Here is a 22274-nt window from a genome sequence, read left to right as displayed (position 1 = left end):
GTGGCAGTGCACCTGTCCGCCCCTCCCTCGGGCAGGACCACCGACCTGACAGGACCCGCCTCATGATGTCCCTCCCGACGGCCCGCCGCCGTGCCGAGGAGCTCGACGTCGCGATCGCGCGCCCGAGCGGCGACGGTGCCGCGACACACCCCGAGCTCGCCCCGCTGCTCGAGGTCGTGTCAGCGCTGCGCGCGGAGCGACGCGCCGCGCCCGCGCCGCGCCCCGACTTCTCCGCCGACCTGCGAGCCCGCCTGATGGCAGAGGCCGACACCGCGCTGGTGCCCGCGCCCGCCGTCGACGAGGACCTCCTGCGCCTCCCCCACCGCGAGCACGCCCCCCGACGCCAGCGCAGCCTCGTCGCCGCGGCGACCGTGGCGGTCCTCGCGGGTGGCTCCAGCACGATGGCGTACGCCGCGCAGGACGCCCTGCCCGGCGACTCGCTCTACCCCGTCAAGCGCGCCCTCGAGGGCGCCCGCGGCACCATCAGCCTCACCGACGCGTCGCGGGGCACGGTCACGCTGCGCCACGCCGAGCAGCGTCTCGCCGAGGTGCAGGGCCTGGTCGAGCGCGACGACGCCGCCAGCACGTCGTACGTCGTGGACTCGCTCACCACCTTCGGGGAGCAGGCCGACGAGGCCGCGACGCTGCTCATCGGCGACGACACCACCGGCGACGACACCGACGCGACCCGCCTGCGCGAGTTCGTGCGCGAGAGCCTCGACGTCCTCGCCCCGCTCGAGCCGTCCCTGACGGGCGGCGCCAAGACCGCGCTGGCCGAGGTGGTCGGCACGCTGCAGTCCATCGACGAGCGTGCGCTCGTGCTGTGCCCCGACTGCGGGTCCGGCACGGCCGTCGAGCTGCCCTTCTCGCTGTCCTCGGCCGTGGCCCTCGCGGACGCCGGCCTGGCGGAGGACCCCCTGGAGCTGCCGTCCCTGGACACCGCGGCCGACCTGCCGCCGGGCAGCGTGACCGGCGACGGTGGGCTCGCCGTCCCCCTCCAGGTTCCCGGCCAGGCGCCTTCCGCGCCGGCGGCTCCCGTCCCGGCCCCCGAGGTCCCGTCGGCCCCGACCACGCCCGGCGCGCCTGCCGTCCCCCCGGCCGGCACGGCCCCCGCCCCGGCGCCGGCCCTGCCCCCGCTGCCCGCCGTGCCCGGCACCGGCGGCGTGACCGGCACGGTCGACGGCGTCACCGGGGCGACCGGTCCGCTCGCCGACCCGCTCAAGCAGCTGACCACGCCGCTCACCGAGGCGCTCGACAACCTGCTCGGCCTGGGCGGCACGCGCCGCTGACCCGGTCGCCCGGGACGTGGTCGCGCCAGCGACCCTCGCGACCACCCGCGGTGGTCCCGGCGATCAGCCGAACGCGCCGCCGCGGTCGACGAGCAGGCGGTAGAGGCTCTGCTGGATGGTCTCGCGCACCTGGTCGGTCAGGTTGAACACGAGCATCGGGTCGTCGGCCGCGCCCTCGTCGTACTCGTCGGTGCGGATCGGCTCGCCGAACTCCATCACCCACTTCGACGGCAGCGGCACGAGACCGAGGGGCCCGAGCAACGGGAACGTCGGTGTGATGGGGATGTAGGGCACCCCGAGCAGGCGGGCGAGCGAGGGCAGGTTGCCGACGAGGGGGTAGATCTCCTCCGCGCCCACCACCGACAGCGGCACGATGGGCACGCCGGTGCGCAGCGCGGCGCTGACGAACCCGCCGCGGCCGAAGCGCTGCAGCTTGTAGCGCTCGGCGAACGGCTTGCCGATGCCCTTGAAGCCCTCGGGCCACACACCGACGAGCTCGCCGTTGCGCAGCAGCCGCTCGGCGTCGTCGTTGCAGGCCAGCGTGGTGCCGCTCTTGCGCGCCAGCGCGCTGACGACGGGCAGGCGGAAGACCAGGTCGGCCCCGAGCGGACGCAGCGAGCGGCCCGCGTGGTCGTGGACGGCGACCATCGTCATGAGGCCGTCGACCGGGACGGTGCCGGAGTGGTTCGAGACGACGAGCGCCCCGCCCTCGGCGGGCACGTTGTCGATGCCGCGCACCTCGAGGCGGAACCAGCGCTGCGCGATGGGGCGCAGCGCGGCGATGAAGAACCGCTCGGTGATCTCGGCGTCGAAGCCGAACTCGTCGATGACGTAGTCGCCGGTCAGCCGGCGGCGCAGGAACGCCAGGAACCGGGCCAGCTGCGCCTCGGCGTCGTCGCCGAAGAGCTCGACGGCGGCCTGCTGGAAGGCGTTCAGCCAGTCACCGACCGGTACACCGGCCAGGGGTCCGCGCTCGGCGGTCGTCGTGGGGGGCCGGCCGACGGCGCTCGCGCCCGGCTCGGCCGGGCGGGCACCCGCGGTGGGCGGCGGCGTACGACGCGCTCCTGCGCGACCGCCCGCCAGGTCCCGGGCGGGGGCGGAGGGGCGGTTCCCGCCGGACCCGCGGCCTGGGCGGCCACGCGTGCCGATGGGGATGATGTCGGCGTCACCCACGGCGGCCTCCTGGGGGCACGAACGGCCGGACGACGCCGGCGTCGGTCGGGGAGCTGGTGGTGGCCGACGGCGCGGCCACGGCCGCGCGGCTGCGCAGCCGGTCCTCGAGGGAGCCGAGGAGCAGGTCGGGCGCGGCGAACGTCGGGGCCAGGTCGGACGCGAAGTCCTCGAGCGCCTCGGCGGTCGTGAAGCGCGGGCGGAAGCCCAGCTCGTCCCGGCAGCGGGACGTGTCGACGCCGCGGCCGTAGGTGAGGAGGGCGAGCAGCTCGGGCGAGAGCTCGGCGAGCCGGACGCTGCGCACGAGCCGGCCGACGCCGGTGAGGGCCGCGGGCGGCAACGCGACCGTGGGCCGCTGCATGCGACGGACCGCCTGGCGCAGCGTCAGCACGCCCTCGCCGGCGACGTTGAACGTGCCGGCGACGTCGCTCAGCACGCCGTGGCGCAGGGCCGCGACGAGGTCGTCCGCGTGGAGGAACTGCAGGCGCGGGTCGAAGCCCAGGACGGTGGGGACCACCGGGAGCCGCAGGTACGACGTCATGGGGCTCTGCACGCCCGGCCCGAGCACGTTGGCCATGCGCAGCATGAGCACGCGCACGCCCGGCCGACGGCGCGCGAAGCTGCGGACGTAGCCCTCGACCTCCTGGGCGTCCTTGGCGTAGCCACCGCGCGCGACGCGCGGCTCGAACGCCTCGGTGAACATGGCGGGGTCGCGGCTGGTCGCGCCGTACACCGCCGTCGTGGACTTCACGACGACGTGCTCCACCGACTCCACCTTCTGGCAGGCGGCGAGGAGCTGCATCGTCCCGATGACGTTGAGCTCCTTCATGGCGTTGCGACCCCCGGTGGCACCGGGCGTCGCGATCACGCTCATGTGGACGACGGTGTCGACGTCCTCGCGCGCCATGACCTTGGCGATGACGGGGGTGCGGATGTCGGCCCGCACGAAGGAGATGGGGCCGATGTCGCCACGCGGGGGCACGACGTCGACGCCGATGACGCGGTCGACGGCAGGGTCGTCCGCGATCGCACGTGCGAAACGTCGACCGAGGTCTCGCGAGACCCCGGTGACGAGGACGACCTTGCCCACCGGTTCACCTCGCAGACGGAGCCCCCGCGGGGCTCACTTGCCGAGCTTGCGGCGCTGGACGCGCGTCTTCTTGAGCAGCTTGCGGTGCTTCTTCTTGGCCATGCGCTTGCGCCGCTTCTTGATGACAGAACCCACGGAAAACCTTTCACGAACGGTTGCCCACCCACGCGGGACGCGGGATGGCCGGCCTTCAGCCTAGCCGGACCACCCCGAGGCGCCGAAACCAGGCCTCCGCGATGGACGCGAGCGGATCAGCCGGCGTCGTAGAAGCTGCTGCGCAGGTACTCGTCGACGTCCTTCTCCTCGACGCGGAAGGAGCGGCCGACCCGCACCGCCGGGAGCTCGCCGTTGTGGACGAGCCGGTAGACCGTCATCTTCGAGACGCGCATCACCGAGGCGACCTCGGCGACGGTCAGGAACCTGACTCCCGAGATGTCGCCGGAGGGACCGTCGTGCTGGGCCATCGTGCACCGCTTTCTGCCCCGGACGCGCGCCGACCATCCGGGCCGGCTCCACACGCGAGGGGTTGGCGTGAGAATAGAGCCTGATGTGACTCCTGGGGAGTGGCAAGCGCCGGAAATCTGCACTTCCTCGGCGTGTCGCCTTGAACCGGCTGCTCAGCCGGTACTCACACCGTTGGGATTCGGTCACAGCAAGCGCACAGGATGCGGGCTGTCGGCGGCCGCTGGCACACTCCCGCGGGTGGCTCCCCGACTCCCGCTCGCCGCGGTCCTCTTCGACCTCGACGACACCCTGGTCGACCACCGGGGCGCCGCGCGGGCGGGGCTCGTGGCGTGGGCGGCGGGCCTGGGCCTGCCGGGGTCGCCGGCCGACCTCGCCGAGCGCTGGACGCTGCTCGAGATGCGCCACCACGCGGCGTACCAGCGGGGGAAGCTCACGTTCGCGGAGCAGCGGCGCGCCCGGGTCCGCGCCTTCCTGCCCCACCTCGACCTGCGCGACGACGCCGCCGCCGACGAGGCGTTCGCGGGGTTCTTGACGGGCTACCGCGCGGCCTGGCGGGCCTTCGCCGACGCCCGGCGGGCACTGGAGCGGGCGCACGCCGCCGGCCTCGCCGTCGGCGTGCTCACCAACGGCGACCTGGGCCGCCAGCGCAGCAAGGTCGAGCACGTCGGGCTGGCCCCCGTGCTCGACGCCCTCGACGCGCCGGTGATCGCCTCCTCCGCCCTGCGGGTGGCCAAGCCCGACGCCCGCGCGTACGCCGCGGCGTGCGCCCGTCTCGGCGCCCCGGCGGGCGCGACGCTCATGGTCGGCGACTCGCTGGCCAACGACGTGCGCGGCGCCGCCCGGGCGGGCCTGCGCGCCGTCCTCCTCGACCGGTACGACGAGCACCCCGCCGCCGGTGTGCGTCGCGTGCGCAGCCTGGACGCGCTCGACTTCGCGGCGGCCTGAGCCGTCACCCGGACAGGTCGACGTCGCCGACGGCCTCCCACCCCGCGTCGACCTCCGCCCAGGTCACCCAGGGCCTCCCCTCCTGGGGGCGGAAGGCGCCGACCTGGACGCCCGCGGGCGTCGCGAACCACGCCTCCTCGGGCTCGCAGAGGTCGTCGGCCGAGTGCGTCCCGATGCACCACGCCCCGCCGCGCGTCCGGGGACGCTCGACGACCCACAGGAACCACCACCACAGGGCGTACCCGCCGCCCGCCTCCAGGTCGTCGTGCATCTCGATGTCGAGCGCCAGCACCGCGCGCGGGTCGTCCGGCCGCCGGCAGGGGACGGTGTCGACCTCACGCCGACGCAGCCAGTCGACCCGCTCCACCAGGAGGGATCGCGCGATGGGGGGCAGAGCGGCGAGCTCGCCGGCAGCAAGGGTCCGCCCGTCGGCGAGAGCCGCGAGCGCGGTACCCACGAGCGGGTCCAGGTCCGGCCGCAGGCGCAGCTCCAGGGTCCAGGTCGGGTGACGGCTCACCCCCGGTCGGTGCCACCGGCACGGGGCGGCGAAACGTCCGCGCGCCCGGACGCGTCAGGAGCCGAGCTCGGCCGACCGGTTGCGCGCGGCCTCCATGGCGGCGAGGAACGCGGCGCGGACCTTGTGGATCTCCAGCTCGCGCAGCGCGGCGGCCGTGGTGCCCGCCGGGGAGGTGACCTGCTCGCGCAGGACCGTGGGGTGGGTGCCCGTCTCGCGCAGCATGGTGGCGGAGCCGACGACGGTCTGCACGACGAGGTCGGTGGCGGTCGTGCGCGGGAGGCCGAGGTGCACGCCGGCCTCGATCATCGACTCGACGACGTAGAAGAGGTAGGCGGGCCCGGAGCCGGAGATGGCGGTCACCGCGTCCTGCTGGGCCTCGGGCACGCGCAGCACCTTGCCGGTGGCGCGCAGGAGGCCCTCGACCTCGGCGAGCTGCTCCTCGCTGGCGTGGCGGCCACCGGAGATGGCGGCCATGCCCTCGTCGACGAGCGCGGGCGTGTTGGGCATGACGCGCACGACGGCGACGCCCTGGGGCACCCGCGCCTCGACGTACGCGGTCGTGATGCCCGCCGCGAGCGAGACGACGAGCTGGCCGGGGCGCAGCACCGGCGAGACCTGCTCGAGGACGGCCGCCATGTCCTGCGGCTTCACGACGAGCGCGACGGTGGTGGCGCGCCGGGCGGCCTCGACGTTGTCGAGGACCTCGACGCCGTACCGCGCGCGCAGCTCCTCGCCGCGCTCCGGGCGCTTCTCGCCCACCAGCAGCTGGTCGGCCGGGCGGCCGGCCCGCAGCAGGCCGGAGAGGAGGGTCTCCCCCATGACGCCGGCGCCGATGATGGCGGTGAGGGACGAGGTCGAGGCGGTCACGTGCTCCACGGCTCCTGTTCGCGGCGCCGGGGCGGGCCCGACGTCACTTCTTCGAGATCAACGACGTGACGAAGAGTGACAGGTTCTGCGGCCGCTCGGCGAGCCGGCGGGTGAGGTAGCCGTACCAGTCGGTGCCGTAGGGCACGTAGACCCGCACCGTCTCCCCGTCGCCCGCCAGGCGGCGCTGCTCCTCGGGGCGGATGCCGTAGAGCATCTGGAACTCGTACGTGCCCCGGTGGCGCCCGTGCCGGCTGGCGAGCGAGCCCGCGACCCGGATGAGGCGGGGGTCGTGGGTGGCGACCATCGGGTAGCCCTGGCCGGCCATGAGGATGCGCAGGCACCGCACGAACGCGCGGTCGACCTCCTCGCGCGTCTGGAACGCGACGCCGGAGGGCTCGTCGTACGCGCCCTTGCACAGGCGCACCCGCGAGCCCTCGTAGGCGAGGTCGCGGGCGTCGGCCTCGGTACGGCGCAGGTAGGCCTGCAGCACGGCGCCCGTGTCCGGGTGCTCGCGGCGCAGCTCGCGCAGGATGGTGAGGGTGGCGTCGACGCCGGTGTGGTCCTCCATGTCGAGGGTGACCGTGGTGCCGACGGCGCGGGCGGCCTCGCAGACGCGGTGCGCGTTCTCGAGCGCGAGGTCGGTGCCCGTGCCCGGCAGGGCCCGGCCCACCGCGCTCAGCTTCAGCGACACCTCGGCCCGGCGGGCGAGCCCATGGGCGGCGAGCTGGTCGAGCAGGTGGAGGTAGACCCGGGTGGTCGCCTCGGCCTGCTCGGCGTCGAGCGTGTCCTCGCCGAGGTGGTCGATCGTGACGGCGAGCCCGTCGTCGAGGAGGCGGGCCGTGGCCCGGATCGCGTCGTCGGTGGACTCCCCCGGCACGTAGCCCCGCACGACCGACGAGGCGACCGGGAGGGTGGTCAGCGCCTCCTTGACCCGACCGCTGCGCGCGAGCGCGAGGAGCGGACGGCGGAGCACGGACATGGCGGTCACGCTACCCGGACGGCTCCAGCCACCGACGACCGGTCCGTGACCGGGCTCACACCTCGCGGGCGGCCAGGTGCTCGCGCGCGAAGGCGAGGGACTCCGCCAGGTCGGCCTCGCGCGCGGCGCGGTCGGCGGCCTTGCGGGTGTTGATCTCGAGCACCACGTGGCCCGCGAAGCCCTCCGTCGCGAGGTGGCGCAGCAGGTCGGCCGCCCCCATCACGCCGCGCCCGGGCACGAGGTGCTCGTCCTTCGCCGAGCCCGTGCCGTCGGTGAGGTGCAGGTGGCGCAGCCGCGACCCGAGCCGCTGCGCCATGGCGAGCGGGTCCGACCCGGCGATGGCGGCGTGGGAGAGGTCGATGGTGGTGTTCGCGTAGTTCTCCGTCGACGGGTCCCAGCCCGGCGCGTAGACCTCCATGCCCCGCGTCGTGCCCTTCCGCGGCGTCGCCTTCCACGGGTACATGTTCTCCACCGCGAACGCGATGCCGCTCGACTCCTCGAGCGCAGCGATGCCGTCGACGAAGTCCCGCGCGTACTCCCGCTGCCAGCGGAACGGCGGGTGCACCACGACGACGTCCGCGCCGAGCGCCCTCGCCATCTCCGCCGAGCGCTCGAGCTTGCCCCAGGGCTCGAGGCCCCAGACCGCCTGCGTGAACAGCAGGCACGGGGCGTGGACCGCGCAGACGGGGACGTCGTGGTGCTGGGCCAACTGCTCCACGGCCGTGACCTGCTGGCTGAGGGCGTCGATGCCGACCATCACCTCGACGGCGTCGTAGCCCAGGTCGGCGGCGTACGCGAACGCGTGCGCCGTCGACTCCGGGTAGACCGACGAGGTCGACAGCCCGACGACCATCAGCCCGTCCTCACCCGAGGACGCTCAGCTGGTCGAAGCGCTCGAGGATGACGCCCTCGCGCAGCGCCCACGGGCAGACCTCGAGGCCGTCGAGACCGAAGATGTCCATCACCGCGTCGGCGACGAGCGCCCCGGGAACGATCTGGTGGGTGCGGCTCGGGGAGACCCCGGGCAGGGCCGCGAGCTCCTCGTGGTCCATCTGCATCAGCTTGGGGATCCACTCCGCCAGCTCGCCGGCCGGCAGCACCCGGGGCACCAGCTGGCCCTCCGACGACCCGGGCGCACCGCAGATCCGGGCGAGCGAGCGGAACGTCTTCGACGTGGCGGCGGCGCGGTCCGGCGTACCGGCCCGCAGCAGGTTGCCCGCGTCGCGGGCGATCTCGGCGCGGATGCGCTTGCGCAGCGCGCGGACGTGGTCGTCGTCGGGGGCGCCGTGGGCGAAGAACTCCCGCGACAGCCGCGCAGCACCGAGCGGCAGCGACCAGGCGACGTCGGGCGCCTCGTTCGCCCCGCCTGCGATCTCGAGCGAGCCGCCGCCGATGTCGAAGACGACGAGGCGGCCCGCGGACCAGCCGAACCAGCGGCGCACCGCCAGGAAGGTCAGTCGCGCCTCGTCGGCGCCCGAGAGCACCGAGAGCCGCACGCCCGTGCGCTCGGCGACCTCGGCCAGCACCGCGTCGGAGTTCGTGGCGTCGCGCACCGCGGAAGTGGCGAACGCCAGCATCTCCTCGCAGCCCTTGTCCTCCGCCACGACCTGCGCCTGGCGGGTGAAGTCGGCGAGCGCGTCGATGCCCGTCGGGCTCACCGCGCCCGTGGGGTCCAGGTGCTCGGCCAGGCGCAGCGGCTCCTTGTAGGAGTACGCCGGCAGCGGCGCCGCCCCGCCGTGGGCGTCGACCACGAGCAGGTGCCCCGTGTTCGAGCCGATGTCGAGCACTCCCAACCTCATGGGCGCAACGGTAGCGCCGGGGCCCGACGGCGGCGGCATAGGCTGCCCCGGTGCCCTCCTCCCTCCCCGCGTCCCCCGACCGCGGCGTCGAGGTGCCGCTCGACTTCCCGCGCGCGTGGGTCGAGTTCGGCGACCCGGACGACGCCGACCAGGTCTTCCGCTGCGACCTGACGTGGCTGACCTCGGCGTACACCTGCATCTTCGGGCGCGGGTGCGCCGGGATCTACGCGACGTCGCCGGACGTCGGCTGCTGCACGCTGGGCGCCCACTTCTCCGACGAGGACGACGAGGAGCGGGTCGCCACCTTCGTGGCCCGTCTCGACGCCGACCTGTGGCAGCAGCGCCCGGCCGGGCGCTCCGTGGCCCGCGAGGCCTGGGTGACCACCGACGAGGAGGGCGCCCGCAAGACCCGCACCTCGGTGGTCGACGGCCAGGAGGCCTGCGTCTTCGCCAACCGCCCGGGCTTCCCCGGCGGCGAGGGCTGCGCGCTGCACGCCCTGGCGCTGCACGAGGGGCTCGAGCCGCTCGAGACCAAGCCCGACGTGTGCTGGCAGCTGCCCCTGCGCCGCACCTACCGCGACGTCGAGCGGCCGGACGGCTCGTCGTACCTCGAGGTGTCGATCGGCGAGTACGACCGGCGCGGCTGGGGGCCGGGCGGGCACGACCTCGACTGGTACTGCACCGGCAACCCCGTCGCCCACGTCGCCCCCGAGCCGCTCTACCGCACGAGCGCCGCCGAGCTGGTCGCGCTGATGGGGCAGGCGGGGTACGACGAGCTCGTGCGCCACTGCGATGCCCACGTGCGCTCGCGCTCGGTGCTGGCGCTCCACCCCGCCGACCCGCGCTGACCCGCACCCTCACCTACTACGACGTGTAGGCGTCTCGACGTCGAGAGACCCGACCCCCGCGTGCGGCGGGACGGACCGGTACCCACAGAATCGGGCCATGCGCCTGGACCACCTCTCGTACGCCGCCGGACCCGACGGACTGGCGGCCACCGCCGAGCGCATCGGCGGGCTCATCGGACGCGAGTTCGTCGACGGCGGGGTCCACCCCCGCTTCGGCACCCGCAACATGACCCTCGGTCTCGCCGGCGACACCTACATCGAGATCGTCGAGGTCCTCGACCACCCCGCCTCCGACAAGGCGCCGTTCGGCCAGGCCGTGCGCGCCCGCTCCGCCCTCGGCGGCGGCTGGCTCGGCTGGGTGGTCGCCGTCGGCGACCTCTCGCGCGTCGAGCGCCGCCTGGGCCGGTCCGCGGTCAAGGGCAGCCGCCACCGCCCCGACGGCACCGAGCTGGTCTGGCAGCAGCTGGGCGTCAACGGGCTCATCGCCGACCCGCAGCTGCCGTTCTTCGTCCACTGGGAGTCGCCGCGCGAGCTGCACCCCGGCGCGGGCGCGGACCCGTCGTACTCGCTCGAGTGCCTGGAGATCGCGGGCGACCCGCACCGCGTGAGCGAGTGGCTGGGCGAGCCCGTCGAGGAGCCGCTCGAGGACATCACCGTCGAGTGGGTGGCCCCGCACGGCACCCCCGGCGTGCTGGCCGTGCAGGTCCGCACCCCGGACGGCATCGTCCGCATCTGAGCACCGCGCCGACCTCCCCGGCCCCCGACCCGTGGCGACGCTGCCCCCGGGTGCCCCGCGCGGCACCGTCCCGAGCCCCAACATCTGGGAGCACACGGCGACCTACGAGCTGGAGAACCGCGCGGTCGACCGCGCGGGCGTGATCGAGCGGGCCATGCGCGGCATCGCCGACTGGTCGGGCCGCACCTTCCTCGACCTCGGCTGCGGCACCGGCTACCACCTCCCGCGCTGGGCCGACGGCGACGCCTCGGGCGCCGGGGCCGCCCGGGTGGTCGGCGTCGAGCCGCACCCGGCCCTCGCGGCGCTGGCGCGGCGGCGTACCCGCACCCACCCCACCGTCGAGGTGCACGTGGGCACCGCCCAGGCCGTGCCCCTGCCCGACGCCTTCGTCGACGTGGTGCAGGCCCGCTGGGCCTACTTCTTCGGCCCCGGCTGCGAGCCGGGGCTGCGCGAGCTCGCCCGCGTCGTGCGGCGCGGCGGCACGGCGTTCGTCATCGACAACGACGGGTCGCGCTCGACCTTCGGGGCGTGGTTCCGCCGCGGCTACCCGCAGGTGGACCCGCCGCACGTGCAGGAGCGCTTCTGGGCGGCGCAGGGGTGGAGCCGCGAGCCGCTCGACATGACGTGGGAGTTCGAGCGCCGTGAGGACCTCGAGGCCGTGGTGCGCATCGAGTTCGACCCCGTGACCGCCGAGGCGGTGCTGGCCGAGCACGCGGGCACGAGCGTCGACTACGCCGTCAACCTGTGGTGGCGCCGCTTCTGAGCCGTCCCCGCGGGTACGGCGGCACTCCCCGCCGCGGCCGGGCTCAGCTCGACCCGCGCACCACGAGGTGCGGCGCCAGCAGCGTCCCGCTGCCGAAGGTCTCCCGGTGGCCGAGCAGCTTGCCGAGCCGGTCGACGACCTGCACCGCGACCTCCTCCAGCGGCTGGCGCACGGACGTCAGCCCGCCCGGCAGCAGCTGGGCGACCGGGGAGTCGTCGAACCCCACGACCGCGACGTCGCGCCCGGCGACGAGACGGCGCTCGTGCAGCTGGCGCAGCACCCCGGTGGCGAGCGTGTCGGAGGCGCAGACGAAGGCGGTGGGCGCCGCCTCGTCGAGGAGCACGCCGGCGGCCTCGTGACCGCTGCGCACCGTGTCCTCCACCCGGGAGGCGAGGCCCGTGGTGGACAGGCCGTGCCCGCGCAGGGTGCGGGACCAGCCGGCCCGCCGGTCCTCGCCGATCGGGGACTCCTTGCGCCACCCGATCCAGGCCACCTTGCGGTGGCCGCGGGCGAGCAGGTGCGCCGTCGCCTCCGCGGTGCCGGCCGCGCCGTCGACGTCGACCCACGGGTGCAGCGCCGCGGGCGTCCAGGGGCGGCCGAAGGCCACGAACGGCACGCGGCTGTCCTCCAGGTAGGACGCCTGCGGGTTGCCCTTGAACGTGTCGGTGACGACGAACGCGTCGACCGCGGTGGAGCGCACCAGCTCGTCGTACCCCGACGCCGGGTCGCTCGGGTCGTCGCCGTCGAAGAGGAGCACGTGGTAGCCGGCCTCCCGCGAGGCCTGCACCAGCGAGTGCACGAACCGGTCGACCGTCGCGTTCGCCGTCTCCTCGGCGAAGGGCGTGAGCCGCAGGCCGATGAGCCGCGACGCCTTCGTGCGCAGGTTCCGCGCGGCACGGTTGGGCGTGTAGCCGAGGGTGTCGACGGCGTCGCGCACCCGCTCGAGGGTGTCGGCGCGCAGCAGGGCGGGGTTGTTGAGCGCGTTGGAGACCGTCTGGCGGGAGACCCCGGCGAGCGCGGCCACGTCGGCCAGGGTCGGCGGACCCGTCGGGCCGTCCGCCGCCCGGTGGGGGTCGCGGCCCATCCGTCTCCCTTGATCGATCCAAGCTGTGCGTCGAGCATCATCGGGCGGCGCGGGGAGGGCCGTCAACACCTCGCACGGGTACGCCGACCCGCACTGTCGGCGGGCTCCTCTACGGTGCCGTCCATGAGCCGACCCGCCTCCCGTCCCGCCCGCTCCCGCCCGGTCCACCGGTGCAGCGAGTGCGGCTGGGAGACCGCGAAGTGGGTGGGTCGCTGCGGCGAGTGCCAGGCCTGGGGCACGGTCGTGGAGGTGGCCTCGGCGACGACGTCCGCGGCGGCCGCCGCCGGCCCCGTCACGGCGCCCGCGGTGCCCATCGGCCAGGTCCGCACCGACACGGCCACGTTCCGCACGAGCGGGGTGCCCGAGCTCGACCGCGTGCTCGGCGGCGGCCTCGTGCCGGGCGCCGCGCTGCTGCTCGCCGGCGAGCCCGGCGTCGGCAAGTCGACGCTGCTGCTGGAGGTGGCGGCCCAGACCGCCCGGCGCCGCACGCGCACGCTCTACGTCTCGGGCGAGGAGTCGGCCTCGCAGGTGCGCCTGCGCGCCGACCGCACGCACAGCATCACCGACGAGCTCTACCTGGCGGCCGAGACCGACCTGGGCGCCGTGCTCGGCCACGTGGACGCCGTGCAGCCCGCCCTGCTGGTGGTCGACTCGGTGCAGACGATCAGCGCTCCCGGCGTCGACGGCGTGCCCGGCGGCGTCACCCAGGTCAAGGAGGTCGCGGCCGCGCTCATCCGCATGGCCAAGACGCGGGGCATCACGACGGTGCTCGTGGGCCACGTGACGAAGGACGGCTCCATCGCCGGCCCCCGGGTGCTGGAGCACCTGGTCGACGTGGTGCTGCACTTCGAGGGCGACCGCGACTCGCGGCTGCGCATGGTGCGGGCGATGAAGAACCGGTTCGGCCCGGTCGACGAGGTGGGCTGCTTCGAGCTGGGCAGCGACGGCATCACCGCGGTGTCGGACCCGACGGGTCTCTTCGTCGAGCACCACGAGCGCCAGGTGCCCGGCACCTGCGTGGCCGTGACGCTCGAGGGGCGCCGGCCCCTGCTGGCCGAGGTGCAGGCACTGGTCACCCCGACCCCGGCCGAGCGCCCGCGCCGCACGACGTCGGGCCTCGACGGCTCCCGGGTCGCGATGGTGCTGGCGGTCCTGGCGCAGCACTGCGGCATCCGGCTGCACCAGATGGACGTGTTCGCCTCCACCGTCGGCGGCGCGCGCCTGCACGAGCCGGCGAGCGACCTGGCGCTGGCCGTCGCGCTGGCGTCGGCCAGCCAGGGCAAGGCGGCTCCGCTCGGCGTCGTCGCCATGGGCGAGATCGGCCTGGCGGGCGAGCTGCGGCGCGTGCGCGACCTCGACCAGCGCCTCGGCGAGGCCGCCCGGCTCGGCTTCCGCCTCGCCGTCGTGCCCCACCGCAAGTCCGGCGGTCGCTCGCCGGAGTCGTGGACGGTCGACGGCATGAAGGTCGTCGACGTCGACGACGTCCGCTCCGCCCTGCGCCTGCTGGGGCTCGTGAACGGCTGAGCCCCCGGCGCCGGGGACCCCGTCGTACCCCGGGGTCGCGATCAGCCCCCGGCGAAGGGCGGGAGGAACTGCACGACCGAGCCCGGGCTGACGACGACGTCGCCCGGGTCCTCCGAGCTGACGGGCCGGTCGTCCACGAGCACGGAGCAGACGGCGAGCACGTCGCCGAGCCGCGCGCCGGGGTGCAGACCGAGCACGCGTTGCTGCAGGTCGGCGAGGGTGACGGGGCCCTCGACGGGCACCTGGTCGGCCTCCACGCCGGCAGCCTGTTTCGCCGCCGCCCAGTAACGGGCCTCGATGACCTGCGTCTCACTTCGCGGTGATGCCGGTGGCATGTCGACCATGTTTCTGTATTCTCCCGTTCACTTGTGCAGGCCGAGACTCAACGACGTGTTTCGGTCCCCACCCCTTCGGGAGGAGACCACCATGAGCGCTCTTCTGCTCCTCACCAGCGCCCTGCAGCCCTCGGTCGAGGTCCTGCCCGGCCTGGCCCTGCTCGGCCACAGCGTCAAGATTCTCCCAGCCGAGGGAAGCGCGCTCCTCGAGGCCCCCGACGCGGACCTGCTCCTCGTCGACGGCCGCCAGGAGCTCGCCCACGCGCGTGACCTCTGCCGCCTCATCCGCACCACCGGGGCCGACGTCCCCGTCCTCCTCGTCGTCACCGAGGGCGGCCTGGCCGTCGTCGCCGCCGACTGGGGCATGGACGACGTCGTCCTCCACACCTGCGGCCCCGCCGAGCTCGAGGCCCGCATCCGCCTCGCGATCGGCCGGCTCACCGCGCAGCGCCAGGCGGACGACCCCGAGTCCCACGTCATCCGCAGCGGCGAGGTCGTCGTGGACGACGCGACGTACACCGCGAAGCTCGGCGGCCGCCCGCTCGACCTGACCTTCAAGGAGTTCGAGCTCCTGAAGTTCCTGGCCCAGCACCCGGGCCGCGTGTTCAGCCGCCAGCAGCTGCTGCAGGAGGTGTGGGGCTACGACTACTTCGGCGGCACCCGCACCGTCGACGTGCACGTGCGTCGCCTGCGCGCCAAGCTCGGCCCCGAGCACGAGACGCTCATCGGCACCGTCCGCAACGTCGGCTACCGCTTCGTGCTGCCGTCCAAGGACCGGTCCGAGGCGACCGTGACGGCCGACGCCGGCGTCGACGCCTGAGCGGTCCCCGCGAGCGCGGCGCACCAGCACCACCACGTCCCACAGCACCACCACCAGCACGGCCCCGGGTCCGCCCGGGGCCGTGCTGCGTCCCGCCGTAGGGTCGGGGCCATGGCGGACGAGCGGGCTGATGGCGGGGGCGACGGCGGGACGGACGAGGGCGCGCGCCGGCTGCAGGGGCGCACCGGACCGGTCGTGCTCCGCGAGGTGACGGCGCTCGACGGGCCCGCCCGGACCGCGGTCGACGCCGTCGACGGAGCCGTCGCCCGCACGCTGGGCGCCCCGGCGCTCGACGAGGCCGGCCGCCGCCACCTCGAGCACCGCGGCCTCGAGGGCGCCCGGCTCTGGCTGGCCGAGGAGCCGCACCCGGGCGGCGACCCCCGTCCCGTCGGCGTCGCCCTGCTGCGCCGCACCGGCGCCGAGCACGACCTGACGCTCGCCGTGACACCCGAGGAGCAGGGGTACGGCGTGGGCGCCGCCCTGGCGCGCACGTCCGTCGACGCGCTCGCGGACGACGCCCGCGTGGTCGCCTGGTCCCACGTCGACAGCCCGCGGGCGGCGCACCTCGCGGAGCGGCTCGGCTTCGACCGCGTGCGCGAACTGCTCGTGATGGAGCGCGAGCCCGGGGGCCTGCCCGCCCTGCCGGAGCGCGGCGACGTCGAGATCCGCGCGTACCGCCCGAGCGACGAGGCCGACCTGCTGGCCGTCAACGCGGCGGCGTTCGCCCACCACCCGGAGCAGGGCGCGATGGACGCGCGCGACCTCGCCGAGCGGATGGCGCAGGACTGGTTCGACCCGGCGGGGCTCCTCGTCGCCGAGGACGTCGAGACCGGCGCGATGCTGGGGTTCCACTGGACGAAGACGACGCCCTCCGAGGGCTCCGGGCCGGTCGGTGAGGTCTACGTCGTGGGCGTCGCGCCGCAGGCGCAGGGCCGGGGCCTCGGCAAGCTCCTCACGCTCGCCGGCCTGCACCACCTCGAGGCCCGGCGCCCGCGCGTCGTCGAGCTGTACGTCGAGGGCGACAACCACCCGGCGCGCGCGGTCTACGCCGGGCTGGGCTTCACGGTCGCCGCGAGCCACGTGCAGTACGCGCGGGGCTGACCGCCCCCGTCAGTCGACCTGGGCGAGCACGGCCGCGGCGATGGCCTCGGCGCCCCGCTCGGTCGGGTGCGCCCCGTCGGTCGTGAGGCCGGGCGAGGCCCACCGGTCGTCGCCCGCGCCGACCTCGGGCACCACCTCGACGAACGGCACGTCGAGCTCCTCGGCCAGGTCGCGCTCGGCCTCGATGAGCGGGCCGACGTCGCCCCAGCGGGGCAGGTCGAGCGGTGGGGGCGACACGATCCAGACCTCGGCGCCGGCCCCACGGGCCGACTCCACCATCGCGCGCAGCGCGTCGAGCGAGTCCGCGACGGGGAGACCGAGGCGCACGTCGTTGGTGCCGCCCATGATGACGACGGCCTCCGGGCCCCGGGCGAGCACGTCGCGCTCGAAGCGGGCCGCCATCTCGCCGAGCGTCTCGCCCGCGACGGCCGTGTTGGCGACGTAGCGCCACGGCGTGCGGTCGTCGGTCACGACGTACCGCGTCCACGACCGCGGGCCCGGCAGGTCCGTGGCGCCGGGGGTGTCGGCCGCGGTGATGGAGTCGCCGATGAAGACGGTGGGCACGCCGTTGCTGCTGGCCTCGACGCGGGTGGCCTCGTGCGCGACGACGCCCGTCGCGACGCCGGCCACCACCAGTCCGGCGCCGATCCGTCGCCAGGGCACCCCGCTCCCCCGCGCCACGGGGTCAGCCCCCCGCCGTACCCGCTGTCGCGGTGCCGCCCGCGGTCTCGGCGTCGACGCCGAGGCCGGCGCGCAGGGCGGCCGCGACCTCGACGAGGGCGGCGTGGTTGGCGGCGCCGAGGGCGACCCAGTTGGCGAAGCCGTGGATGAGGCCGTCGAAGCGGCGCTGCACGACCGGGACGCCGGCGGCCTCGAGCTTGCGGGCGTAGGCCTCGCCCTCGTCGCGCAGCGGGTCGAAGCCGGCCGTGCACAGGTACGCCGGGGCCAGCCCGTCGGGCAGCTCCGCGAACAGCGGCGAGGCCGTGGGGTCGACGCGGTCGTGGACCTCGGGGAGGTAGCCCTCCGCGACCCCGTCCATGAACTCGGCGGTGAGGAAGAAGCCGCGGGAGAAGAGCCGGTGGCTCTCGCTGGAGCGCGTCATGTCGGTCGCCGGGTAGACGAGCAGCTGGAACGACAGCGGGAGGCCCTCGCGGGCCGCGGCGATCGCGACCGTCGCGGCGAGGTTGCCGCCCGCCGAGTCGCCGCCGACCGCGAGGCGGTCGACGTCGGCCCCCAGCCAGCCGGCGTTCTCGACCACCCAGCGGTACGCCGCGAGCGCGTCGTCGTAGGCCGCGGGGAACGGGTGCTCCGGCGCGAGCCGGTAGGCCACCGACAGCACCCGGACGCCGGCCTGCTCCGCGAGGAAGCGGCACAGCGCGTCGTGGCTGTCGAGGTCGCCGTACAGCCAGCCGCCCCCGTGGAGGAAGACCAGCAGCGGGTCACCGCCCCCGCCGTCCTTCACCAGCCGGCCCCGCGGCACGTAGAGGCGACCGGGCAGCCCCGCCACCCGGCACGACAGCACGTCGCCGATCGGCTGCTCGCCGCCCGCGAGCACCGACTGGGCGAGGAGCGCCCGCCGGGCCTTCGCCACGGGCAGGGTCTCGATGACGGGCTCGCGGGTGAGGTGGGCCAGGCGCAGCACGAGCTGGGTGTCGAGGTCGAGACGCAGGCCGTCGAGGTCGACGGGCGCGCCCGCGAGCCGGCGCTTGGCCGGCTCGGGGAGGGAGAGCACTCCTCGCAGGGAGGCGCGCTTGAGGCGGGTCGCTGCGTGCGTCAGGCGGGTGTCGGCGGGCACGCGCGCCAGGTTACCCATCGGTTCGCCCGCTGCCAGCGGTTCCACGGGACGAGACCCTCCGGGTGCCCGTCGCGCGGGCTGCCGTCCCGCTGCGCTCGCGGTCACCGCTCGTTCACCGTCGGGTGGGAGGATGGCGCGCATGAGCACCGACCCGTCCACCCTCGCCGCTCACGTCTCGGGCTCCTTGGACGACGGCCCCCCGGAATCGGCCCTCCAGGCGGCCGGCGGTGACATCTTCGACGTCGACCCGCCGTACGTGCCCGACCCCGAGGCGCTGGCCGCGGTCGAGAAGCACGGCGACCGGTTCCTCGACCGCGAGGTGTCGTGGCTCAAGTTCAACCAGCGTGTGCTCGAGCTGGCGGAGGACCCGACGCTGCCGCTGCTGGAGCGCACCCGCTTCCTCGCCATCTTCGCGAGCAACCTGGACGAGTTCTTCATGGTGCGCGTGGCCGGCCTCAAGCGCCGGATCGCGGCCGGCGTCGCCGTGCGCGCCGCCTCCGGCCTGCTGCCGCGCGAGGTGCTGCGCGAGATCTGGTCGACCACGCGCGAGCTGATGGACCGCCACGCCCGCGTCTTCCGCGACGACATCGTGCCCGCCCTCGAGCTCGAGGGCATCCAGCTGGTGCGCTGGGAGGACCTCGACCGCGACGAGCAGAAGCACTGCAAGCGCCTCTTCCGCGACCGCGTCTTCCCGGTGCTGACGCCGCTGGCCGTCGACCCGGCCCACCCGTTCCCCTACATCTCGGGCCTCTCGCTCAACCTCGCGGTCCTGGTGCGCAACCCCAAGACGGGCAAGGAGCAGTTCGCCCGCGTCAAGGTGCCGCCGATCTTCGACCGCTTCGTGGCGGTGGGCAACCAGCGGTTCGTGCCGCTGGAGGACGTCATCCGCGAGCACCTCAAGCGGCTGTTCCCCGGCATGGAGGTGCTGGGCGTCCACACGTTCCGCGTCACCCGCAACGAGGACCTGGAGGTCGAGGAGGACGACGCCGAGAACCTCCTCCAGGCGCTCGAGAAGGAGCTGCTGCGGCGCCGGTTCGGGCCCGCCGTACGCCTCGAGGTCGAGGAGTCCATCGACCCCAAGGTGCTCGAGCTGCTCACCTCCGAGCTCGGCGTGCGCGACGAGGAGGTCTTCCGCCTCTCGGGCCCGCTCGACCTGCGCGGCCTCAACGACATCGCAGACCTCGACCGCGAGGACCTGAAGTTCCGCGCGTTCGTGCCCTCGACCCACCCGCTGCTCGCGGAGGTCGAGTCGAGCTCGCCCGTCGACGTGTTCAAGGCGGTGCGCCGCCACGACGTGCTGCTGCACCACCCCTACGACTCGTTCGCCACCTCGGTGCAGCGCTTCCTCGAGCAGGCGGCCGCCGACCCGCACGTGCTGGCGATCAAGCAGACGCTCTACCGCACCTCGGGCGACTCGCCGATCATCGACGCCCTCGTCGACGCCGCCGAGGCCGGCAAGCAGGTGCTGGTGATCGTCGAGATCAAGGCCCGCTTCGACGAGACCAACAACATCCGCTGGGCCCGCAAGCTGGAGCACGCCGGCTGCCACGTCGTCTACGGCCTCGTCGGCCTCAAGACCCACTGCAAGCTCTCGCTCGTGGTGCGCGACGAGCCCGACGGCATCCGCCGCTACACCCACATCGGCACGGGCAACTACAACCCGAAGACCGCCCGCCTCTACGAGGACCTCGGCCTGCTCACCGCCGACCCGCGCATCGGCGAGGACGTCGCCCACCTGTTCAACAACCTGTCGGGCTTCTCCCGCAACGCGTCGTACGACGAGCTGCTCGTCGCCCCGGACGGGGTCCGCACCGGCCTGGTCGACGCCATCCACGCCGAGATCGCCCACCACGAGGCGGGGCGCCCGGCGCACATCCGCATCAAGGCGAACTCGGTGGTCGACGAGGCGATCATCGACGCGCTCTACCTGGCCTCGCAGGCCGGTGTGCGGATCGAGCTGCTGGTGCGCGGCATCTCCGCGCTGCGCCCGGGCGTGCCCGGCCTCTCGGAGTCCATCCACGTCCGCTCGGTTCTGGGCCGCTTCCTCGAGCACAGCCGCGTCGCCTGGTTCGCCGGCGGCGGCACCCCCACCGCCTGGATCGGCTCGGCCGACATGATGCACCGCAACCTCGACCGCCGCGTCGAGGTGATGGTGCGGCTGCCCGAGGCGCAGGGCGCGAAGGTGGCCGCCCTGCTCGACCTGGCGTTCGACGAGGCGACCGACGCCTGGCACCTCGAGTCCGACGGGTCGTGGACCCGGCACCGCGGTGAACGCCACCTGCAGGAGACGCTCATCGAGCAGCAGCGCCGCCAACGCCGCGGCTGACCGCGGCGGGTGCGGTCCGCCGTACCCGCCGGAGGTGGTCCTCGGCCCGGTGCGCCGCCCGACCGGGCGGGCGTCCGCGACGTCACGTGCGCCCGGGTTTGTGTCCGGCAAGTGACGAACCCCTAGCATGAGGCGGCCTGGTTCCGTCCTGCAGGAGAATCCCGTGGCTTTTCGCTTCCGCCCTGTCGAGGGGTCGTTCTACGACCTCTTCTCGCAGTCGGCCCAGCACCTCGTCGTCGGGTCCGGCCTGCTGGCCGAGATGCTCGCCGACGGCGCCGACCGTGAGGACGTCGCCCGCCGCATGCGCGACGCCGAGCACGCCGCCGACGAGACCACCCACGCGATCGTGCGCCAGGTGAACTCGACGTTCGTCACGCCGTTCGACCGCGAGGACATCTACGGCCTCGCCTCGGGCCTCGACGACGTGATGGACGAGATGGACGAGGCGGTGGACCTGATCCTGCTGTACGAGGTGAAGGCGCTGCCGCCCGAGCTGAGTCAGCAGGTCGACGTGCTCCAGCGCTGCGCCGAGGTCACCGCCGCCGCGATGCCGCGGCTGCGGACCATGAAGGACCTCTCGGAGTACTGGATCGAGATCAACCGGCTGGAGAACGCCGGCGACAAGAACCACCGCCGCACCCTGGCCAACCTCTTCAGCGGGTCCTACAAGACCATCGAGGTGCTGAAGCTCAAGGACATCGTCGAGGCGCTCGAGCGCGCGATCGACGCCTTCGAGACCGTGGCCAACCGGGTGGAGACGATCGCCGTCAAGGAGTCCTGAGCGGTGGAGCTCACCATCGTCGTCGTGGTGGTCGTCGTCGCCCTGACGTTCGACTACACGAACGGCTTCCACGACGCGGCCAACGCGATCGCGACGTCCGTCTCGACCCGGGCCCTGACGCCCCGCATCGCGCTGGCCATGGCGGCGGTCATGAACTTCGTCGGCGCCTTCCTGGGCCAGGAGATCGCCAACACCGTGGCCTCGGTGATCACCATCCCGAACCCGGAGACCACGTCGGCGGCCGTCCACGGCCTGGTGATCGTGCTCGCCGGCCTGCTCGGCGCGATCGCCTGGAACCTCATCACCTGGTACTTCGGCCTGCCCTCGTCGTCGTCCCACGCCCTCATCGGCGGGCTCGTCGGCGCGGCGCTCGCGGGCGGCGCGACGGTGAAGTGGGACGTCATCGTGCAGAAGGTCGTCATCCCGATGATCGCCTCGCCGCTGTTCGGCTTCGCGGCGGCGTTCGCGCTGATGGTGGCGATCATGTGGATCTTCCGTCGCAGTAACCCCGGCCGGACCAACCGCGGCTTCCGCGTCGCGCAGACCCTGTCGGCCGCCGCGATGGCGCTCGGCCACGGTCTGCAGGACGCCCAGAAGACGATGGGCGTCATCTTCCTGGCGCTCGTCACCGGCGGGTTCTACGCCCAGTCCGACGGCCTGCCCCTGTGGGTCATCTTCTCGGCCGCGGCGGCGATCTCGCTGGGCACGTACGCCGGTGGCTGGCGCATCATGCGCACCCTCGGGCGCCGCATCATCGACCTCGACCCGCCCCGGGGCTTCGCCTCGGAGACGGTGGCGGCCGGCGTGCTCTACACGACCGCCTTCGCGTTCGAGGCCCCCATCTCGACGACCCACACCATCACCTCCGCCGTCATGGGCGCCGGCGCCACCAAGCGCTTCTCCGCCGTGCGCTGGGGTGTCGCGAAGTCCATCATCATGGCCTGGATCCTGACGTTCCCGATGGCCGGCCTCGTCGGCGCCGCCGGCTACTGGATCGCCCACGTCGTGTTCGAGGTCGCGCCCTGAGCGGAGGCGTCCAG

General features: G+C 74.4%; 24 protein-coding genes. 11 read left to right on the top strand and 13 right to left on the bottom strand.

What is annotated here, in order from left to right; translation table 11 throughout:
* Nucleotides 1-62: 62 nt before the first annotated feature.
* On the top strand, nt 63-1289 hold the full coding sequence (locus tag ACOACO_RS05455; RefSeq protein ID WP_420295225.1) for a DUF5667 domain-containing protein: 1227 nt from the start codon (nt 63-65) through the stop codon (nt 1287-1289).
* 63 nt (nt 1290-1352) lie between these two features.
* On the opposite strand, the gene ACOACO_RS05450 is transcribed toward ACOACO_RS05455, so the two are convergent.
* From ACOACO_RS05450 to ACOACO_RS05435, 4 genes are all read right to left on the bottom strand, one after another.
* Nucleotides 1353-2462 carry a 1-acyl-sn-glycerol-3-phosphate acyltransferase gene (locus ACOACO_RS05450; protein ID WP_420295224.1) on the bottom strand — a complete coding sequence of 370 codons (1110 nt, stop codon included), beginning with the start codon at nt 2460-2462 and terminating at the stop codon, nt 1353-1355.
* Nucleotides 2455-3549, bottom strand: coding sequence for an NAD-dependent epimerase/dehydratase family protein (locus ACOACO_RS05445; RefSeq protein ID WP_420295223.1), 1095 nt, complete (start codon nt 3547-3549; stop codon nt 2455-2457). The genes ACOACO_RS05450 and ACOACO_RS05445 overlap by 8 nt, the downstream gene beginning before the upstream one ends.
* Nucleotides 3550-3582: 33 nt before the next feature.
* A complete protein-coding gene (locus ACOACO_RS05440) occupies nt 3583-3684 on the bottom strand; it encodes a 30S ribosomal protein bS22 (RefSeq protein ID WP_008356322.1) in 102 nt (33 codons plus the stop codon).
* A gap of 116 nt (nt 3685-3800) precedes the next feature.
* The gene (locus tag ACOACO_RS05435; protein WP_420295222.1) at nt 3801-4013 is read right to left on the bottom strand and encodes a helix-turn-helix domain-containing protein; all 213 of its coding nucleotides are present in this window, start codon (nt 4011-4013) and stop codon (nt 3801-3803) included.
* Between the two features lie 238 nt (nt 4014-4251).
* Between ACOACO_RS05435 and ACOACO_RS05430 the strand changes: the two genes are divergently transcribed.
* Nucleotides 4252-4959 carry an HAD family hydrolase gene (locus ACOACO_RS05430; RefSeq protein WP_420295221.1) on the top strand — a complete coding sequence of 236 codons (708 nt, stop codon included), beginning with the start codon at nt 4252-4254 and terminating at the stop codon, nt 4957-4959.
* Between the two features lie 4 nt (nt 4960-4963).
* On the opposite strand, the gene ACOACO_RS05425 is transcribed toward ACOACO_RS05430, so the two are convergent.
* The 5 genes from ACOACO_RS05425 to ACOACO_RS05405 are packed head-to-tail and all read right to left on the bottom strand — an operon-like array spanning nt 4964 to nt 9121.
* Nucleotides 4964-5476 (bottom strand): hypothetical protein, encoded by a 513-nt coding sequence (locus ACOACO_RS05425; RefSeq protein WP_420295220.1) that lies wholly within the window; start codon nt 5474-5476, stop codon nt 4964-4966.
* A gap of 54 nt (nt 5477-5530) precedes the next feature.
* The gene (gene proC, locus ACOACO_RS05420) at nt 5531-6343 is read right to left on the bottom strand and encodes a pyrroline-5-carboxylate reductase (protein ID WP_420295219.1); all 813 of its coding nucleotides are present in this window, start codon (nt 6341-6343) and stop codon (nt 5531-5533) included.
* 43 nt (nt 6344-6386) lie between these two features.
* Nucleotides 6387-7322 (bottom strand): proline dehydrogenase family protein, encoded by a 936-nt coding sequence (locus tag ACOACO_RS05415; protein WP_420295218.1) that lies wholly within the window; start codon nt 7320-7322, stop codon nt 6387-6389.
* 55 nt (nt 7323-7377) lie between these two features.
* Nucleotides 7378-8175, bottom strand: coding sequence for a sugar phosphate isomerase/epimerase family protein (locus ACOACO_RS05410; protein ID WP_420295217.1), 798 nt, complete (start codon nt 8173-8175; stop codon nt 7378-7380).
* A 10-nt stretch (nt 8176-8185) separates the two neighbouring features.
* Nucleotides 8186-9121 carry a Ppx/GppA family phosphatase gene (locus tag ACOACO_RS05405; protein ID WP_420295216.1) on the bottom strand — a complete coding sequence of 312 codons (936 nt, stop codon included), beginning with the start codon at nt 9119-9121 and terminating at the stop codon, nt 8186-8188.
* Nucleotides 9122-9171: 50 nt separating this feature from the next.
* Here ACOACO_RS05405 and ACOACO_RS05400 point away from each other — a divergent pair, with 50 nt between their 5' ends.
* The 3 genes from ACOACO_RS05400 to ACOACO_RS05390 all read left to right on the top strand — a co-directional run bounded on the left by ACOACO_RS05400 (nt 9172) and on the right by ACOACO_RS05390 (nt 11468).
* The gene (locus tag ACOACO_RS05400; protein WP_420295215.1) at nt 9172-9969 is read left to right on the top strand and encodes a hypothetical protein; all 798 of its coding nucleotides are present in this window, start codon (nt 9172-9174) and stop codon (nt 9967-9969) included.
* A gap of 97 nt (nt 9970-10066) precedes the next feature.
* Nucleotides 10067-10705 carry a VOC family protein gene (locus ACOACO_RS05395; protein ID WP_277500540.1) on the top strand — a complete coding sequence of 213 codons (639 nt, stop codon included), beginning with the start codon at nt 10067-10069 and terminating at the stop codon, nt 10703-10705.
* Between the two features lie 31 nt (nt 10706-10736).
* Entirely contained in the window at nt 10737-11468 is a 732-nt protein-coding gene (locus ACOACO_RS05390; RefSeq protein WP_420295214.1) for a class I SAM-dependent methyltransferase, read from the top strand.
* A gap of 43 nt (nt 11469-11511) precedes the next feature.
* Here the strand turns inward: ACOACO_RS05390 and ACOACO_RS05385 are convergent, their stop codons facing one another.
* Nucleotides 11512-12552 (bottom strand): LacI family DNA-binding transcriptional regulator, encoded by a 1041-nt coding sequence (locus tag ACOACO_RS05385; protein WP_420295213.1) that lies wholly within the window; start codon nt 12550-12552, stop codon nt 11512-11514.
* Between the two features lie 123 nt (nt 12553-12675).
* Here ACOACO_RS05385 and radA point away from each other — a divergent pair, with 123 nt between their 5' ends.
* Nucleotides 12676-14076: a DNA repair protein RadA gene (gene radA, locus ACOACO_RS05380; RefSeq protein WP_420295212.1), complete on the top strand. Its 1401-nt coding sequence runs from the start codon at nt 12676-12678 to the stop codon at nt 14074-14076.
* Nucleotides 14077-14117: 41 nt separating this feature from the next.
* Here the strand turns inward: radA and ACOACO_RS05375 are convergent, their stop codons facing one another.
* Nucleotides 14118-14411 carry a MoaD/ThiS family protein gene (locus ACOACO_RS05375; protein ID WP_420296302.1) on the bottom strand — a complete coding sequence of 98 codons (294 nt, stop codon included), beginning with the start codon at nt 14409-14411 and terminating at the stop codon, nt 14118-14120.
* A gap of 91 nt (nt 14412-14502) precedes the next feature.
* Here ACOACO_RS05375 and ACOACO_RS05370 point away from each other — a divergent pair, with 91 nt between their 5' ends.
* Nucleotides 14503-15231 carry a response regulator transcription factor gene (locus tag ACOACO_RS05370; RefSeq protein WP_420295211.1) on the top strand — a complete coding sequence of 243 codons (729 nt, stop codon included), beginning with the start codon at nt 14503-14505 and terminating at the stop codon, nt 15229-15231.
* A 111-nt stretch (nt 15232-15342) separates the two neighbouring features.
* Nucleotides 15343-16332 (top strand): mycothiol synthase, encoded by a 990-nt coding sequence (gene mshD / locus ACOACO_RS05365; RefSeq protein WP_420295210.1) that lies wholly within the window; start codon nt 15343-15345, stop codon nt 16330-16332.
* A 9-nt stretch (nt 16333-16341) separates the two neighbouring features.
* On the opposite strand, the gene ACOACO_RS05360 is transcribed toward mshD, so the two are convergent.
* On the bottom strand, nt 16342-16995 hold the full coding sequence (locus ACOACO_RS05360; RefSeq protein ID WP_420295209.1) for a GDSL-type esterase/lipase family protein: 654 nt from the start codon (nt 16993-16995) through the stop codon (nt 16342-16344).
* 22 nt (nt 16996-17017) lie between these two features.
* Complete coding sequence (locus ACOACO_RS05355) at nt 17018-18127, bottom strand: alpha/beta hydrolase (RefSeq protein WP_420295208.1); 1110 nt, start codon at nt 18125-18127, stop codon at nt 17018-17020.
* Between the two features lie 139 nt (nt 18128-18266).
* Between ACOACO_RS05355 and ACOACO_RS05350 the strand changes: the two genes are divergently transcribed.
* The 3 genes from ACOACO_RS05350 (at nt 18267) to ACOACO_RS05340 (ending at nt 22260) form a co-directional block, all read left to right on the top strand.
* A complete protein-coding gene (locus ACOACO_RS05350) occupies nt 18267-20453 on the top strand; it encodes an RNA degradosome polyphosphate kinase (protein WP_420295207.1) in 2187 nt (728 codons plus the stop codon).
* Nucleotides 20454-20616: 163 nt separating this feature from the next.
* Nucleotides 20617-21234: a DUF47 domain-containing protein gene (locus tag ACOACO_RS05345; protein WP_420295206.1), complete on the top strand. Its 618-nt coding sequence runs from the start codon at nt 20617-20619 to the stop codon at nt 21232-21234.
* A gap of 3 nt (nt 21235-21237) precedes the next feature.
* On the top strand, nt 21238-22260 hold the full coding sequence (locus ACOACO_RS05340; protein WP_420295205.1) for an inorganic phosphate transporter: 1023 nt from the start codon (nt 21238-21240) through the stop codon (nt 22258-22260).
* Nucleotides 22261-22274 lie beyond the last annotated feature (14 nt).

It is taken from the genome of Nocardioides sp. CPCC 205120 (genome assembly GCF_048654585.1).
In the GTDB taxonomy this organism is placed as follows: domain Bacteria; phylum Actinomycetota; class Actinomycetes; order Propionibacteriales; family Nocardioidaceae; genus Nocardioides.
This window is presented reverse-complemented; position numbering and strand designations above follow the sequence as displayed.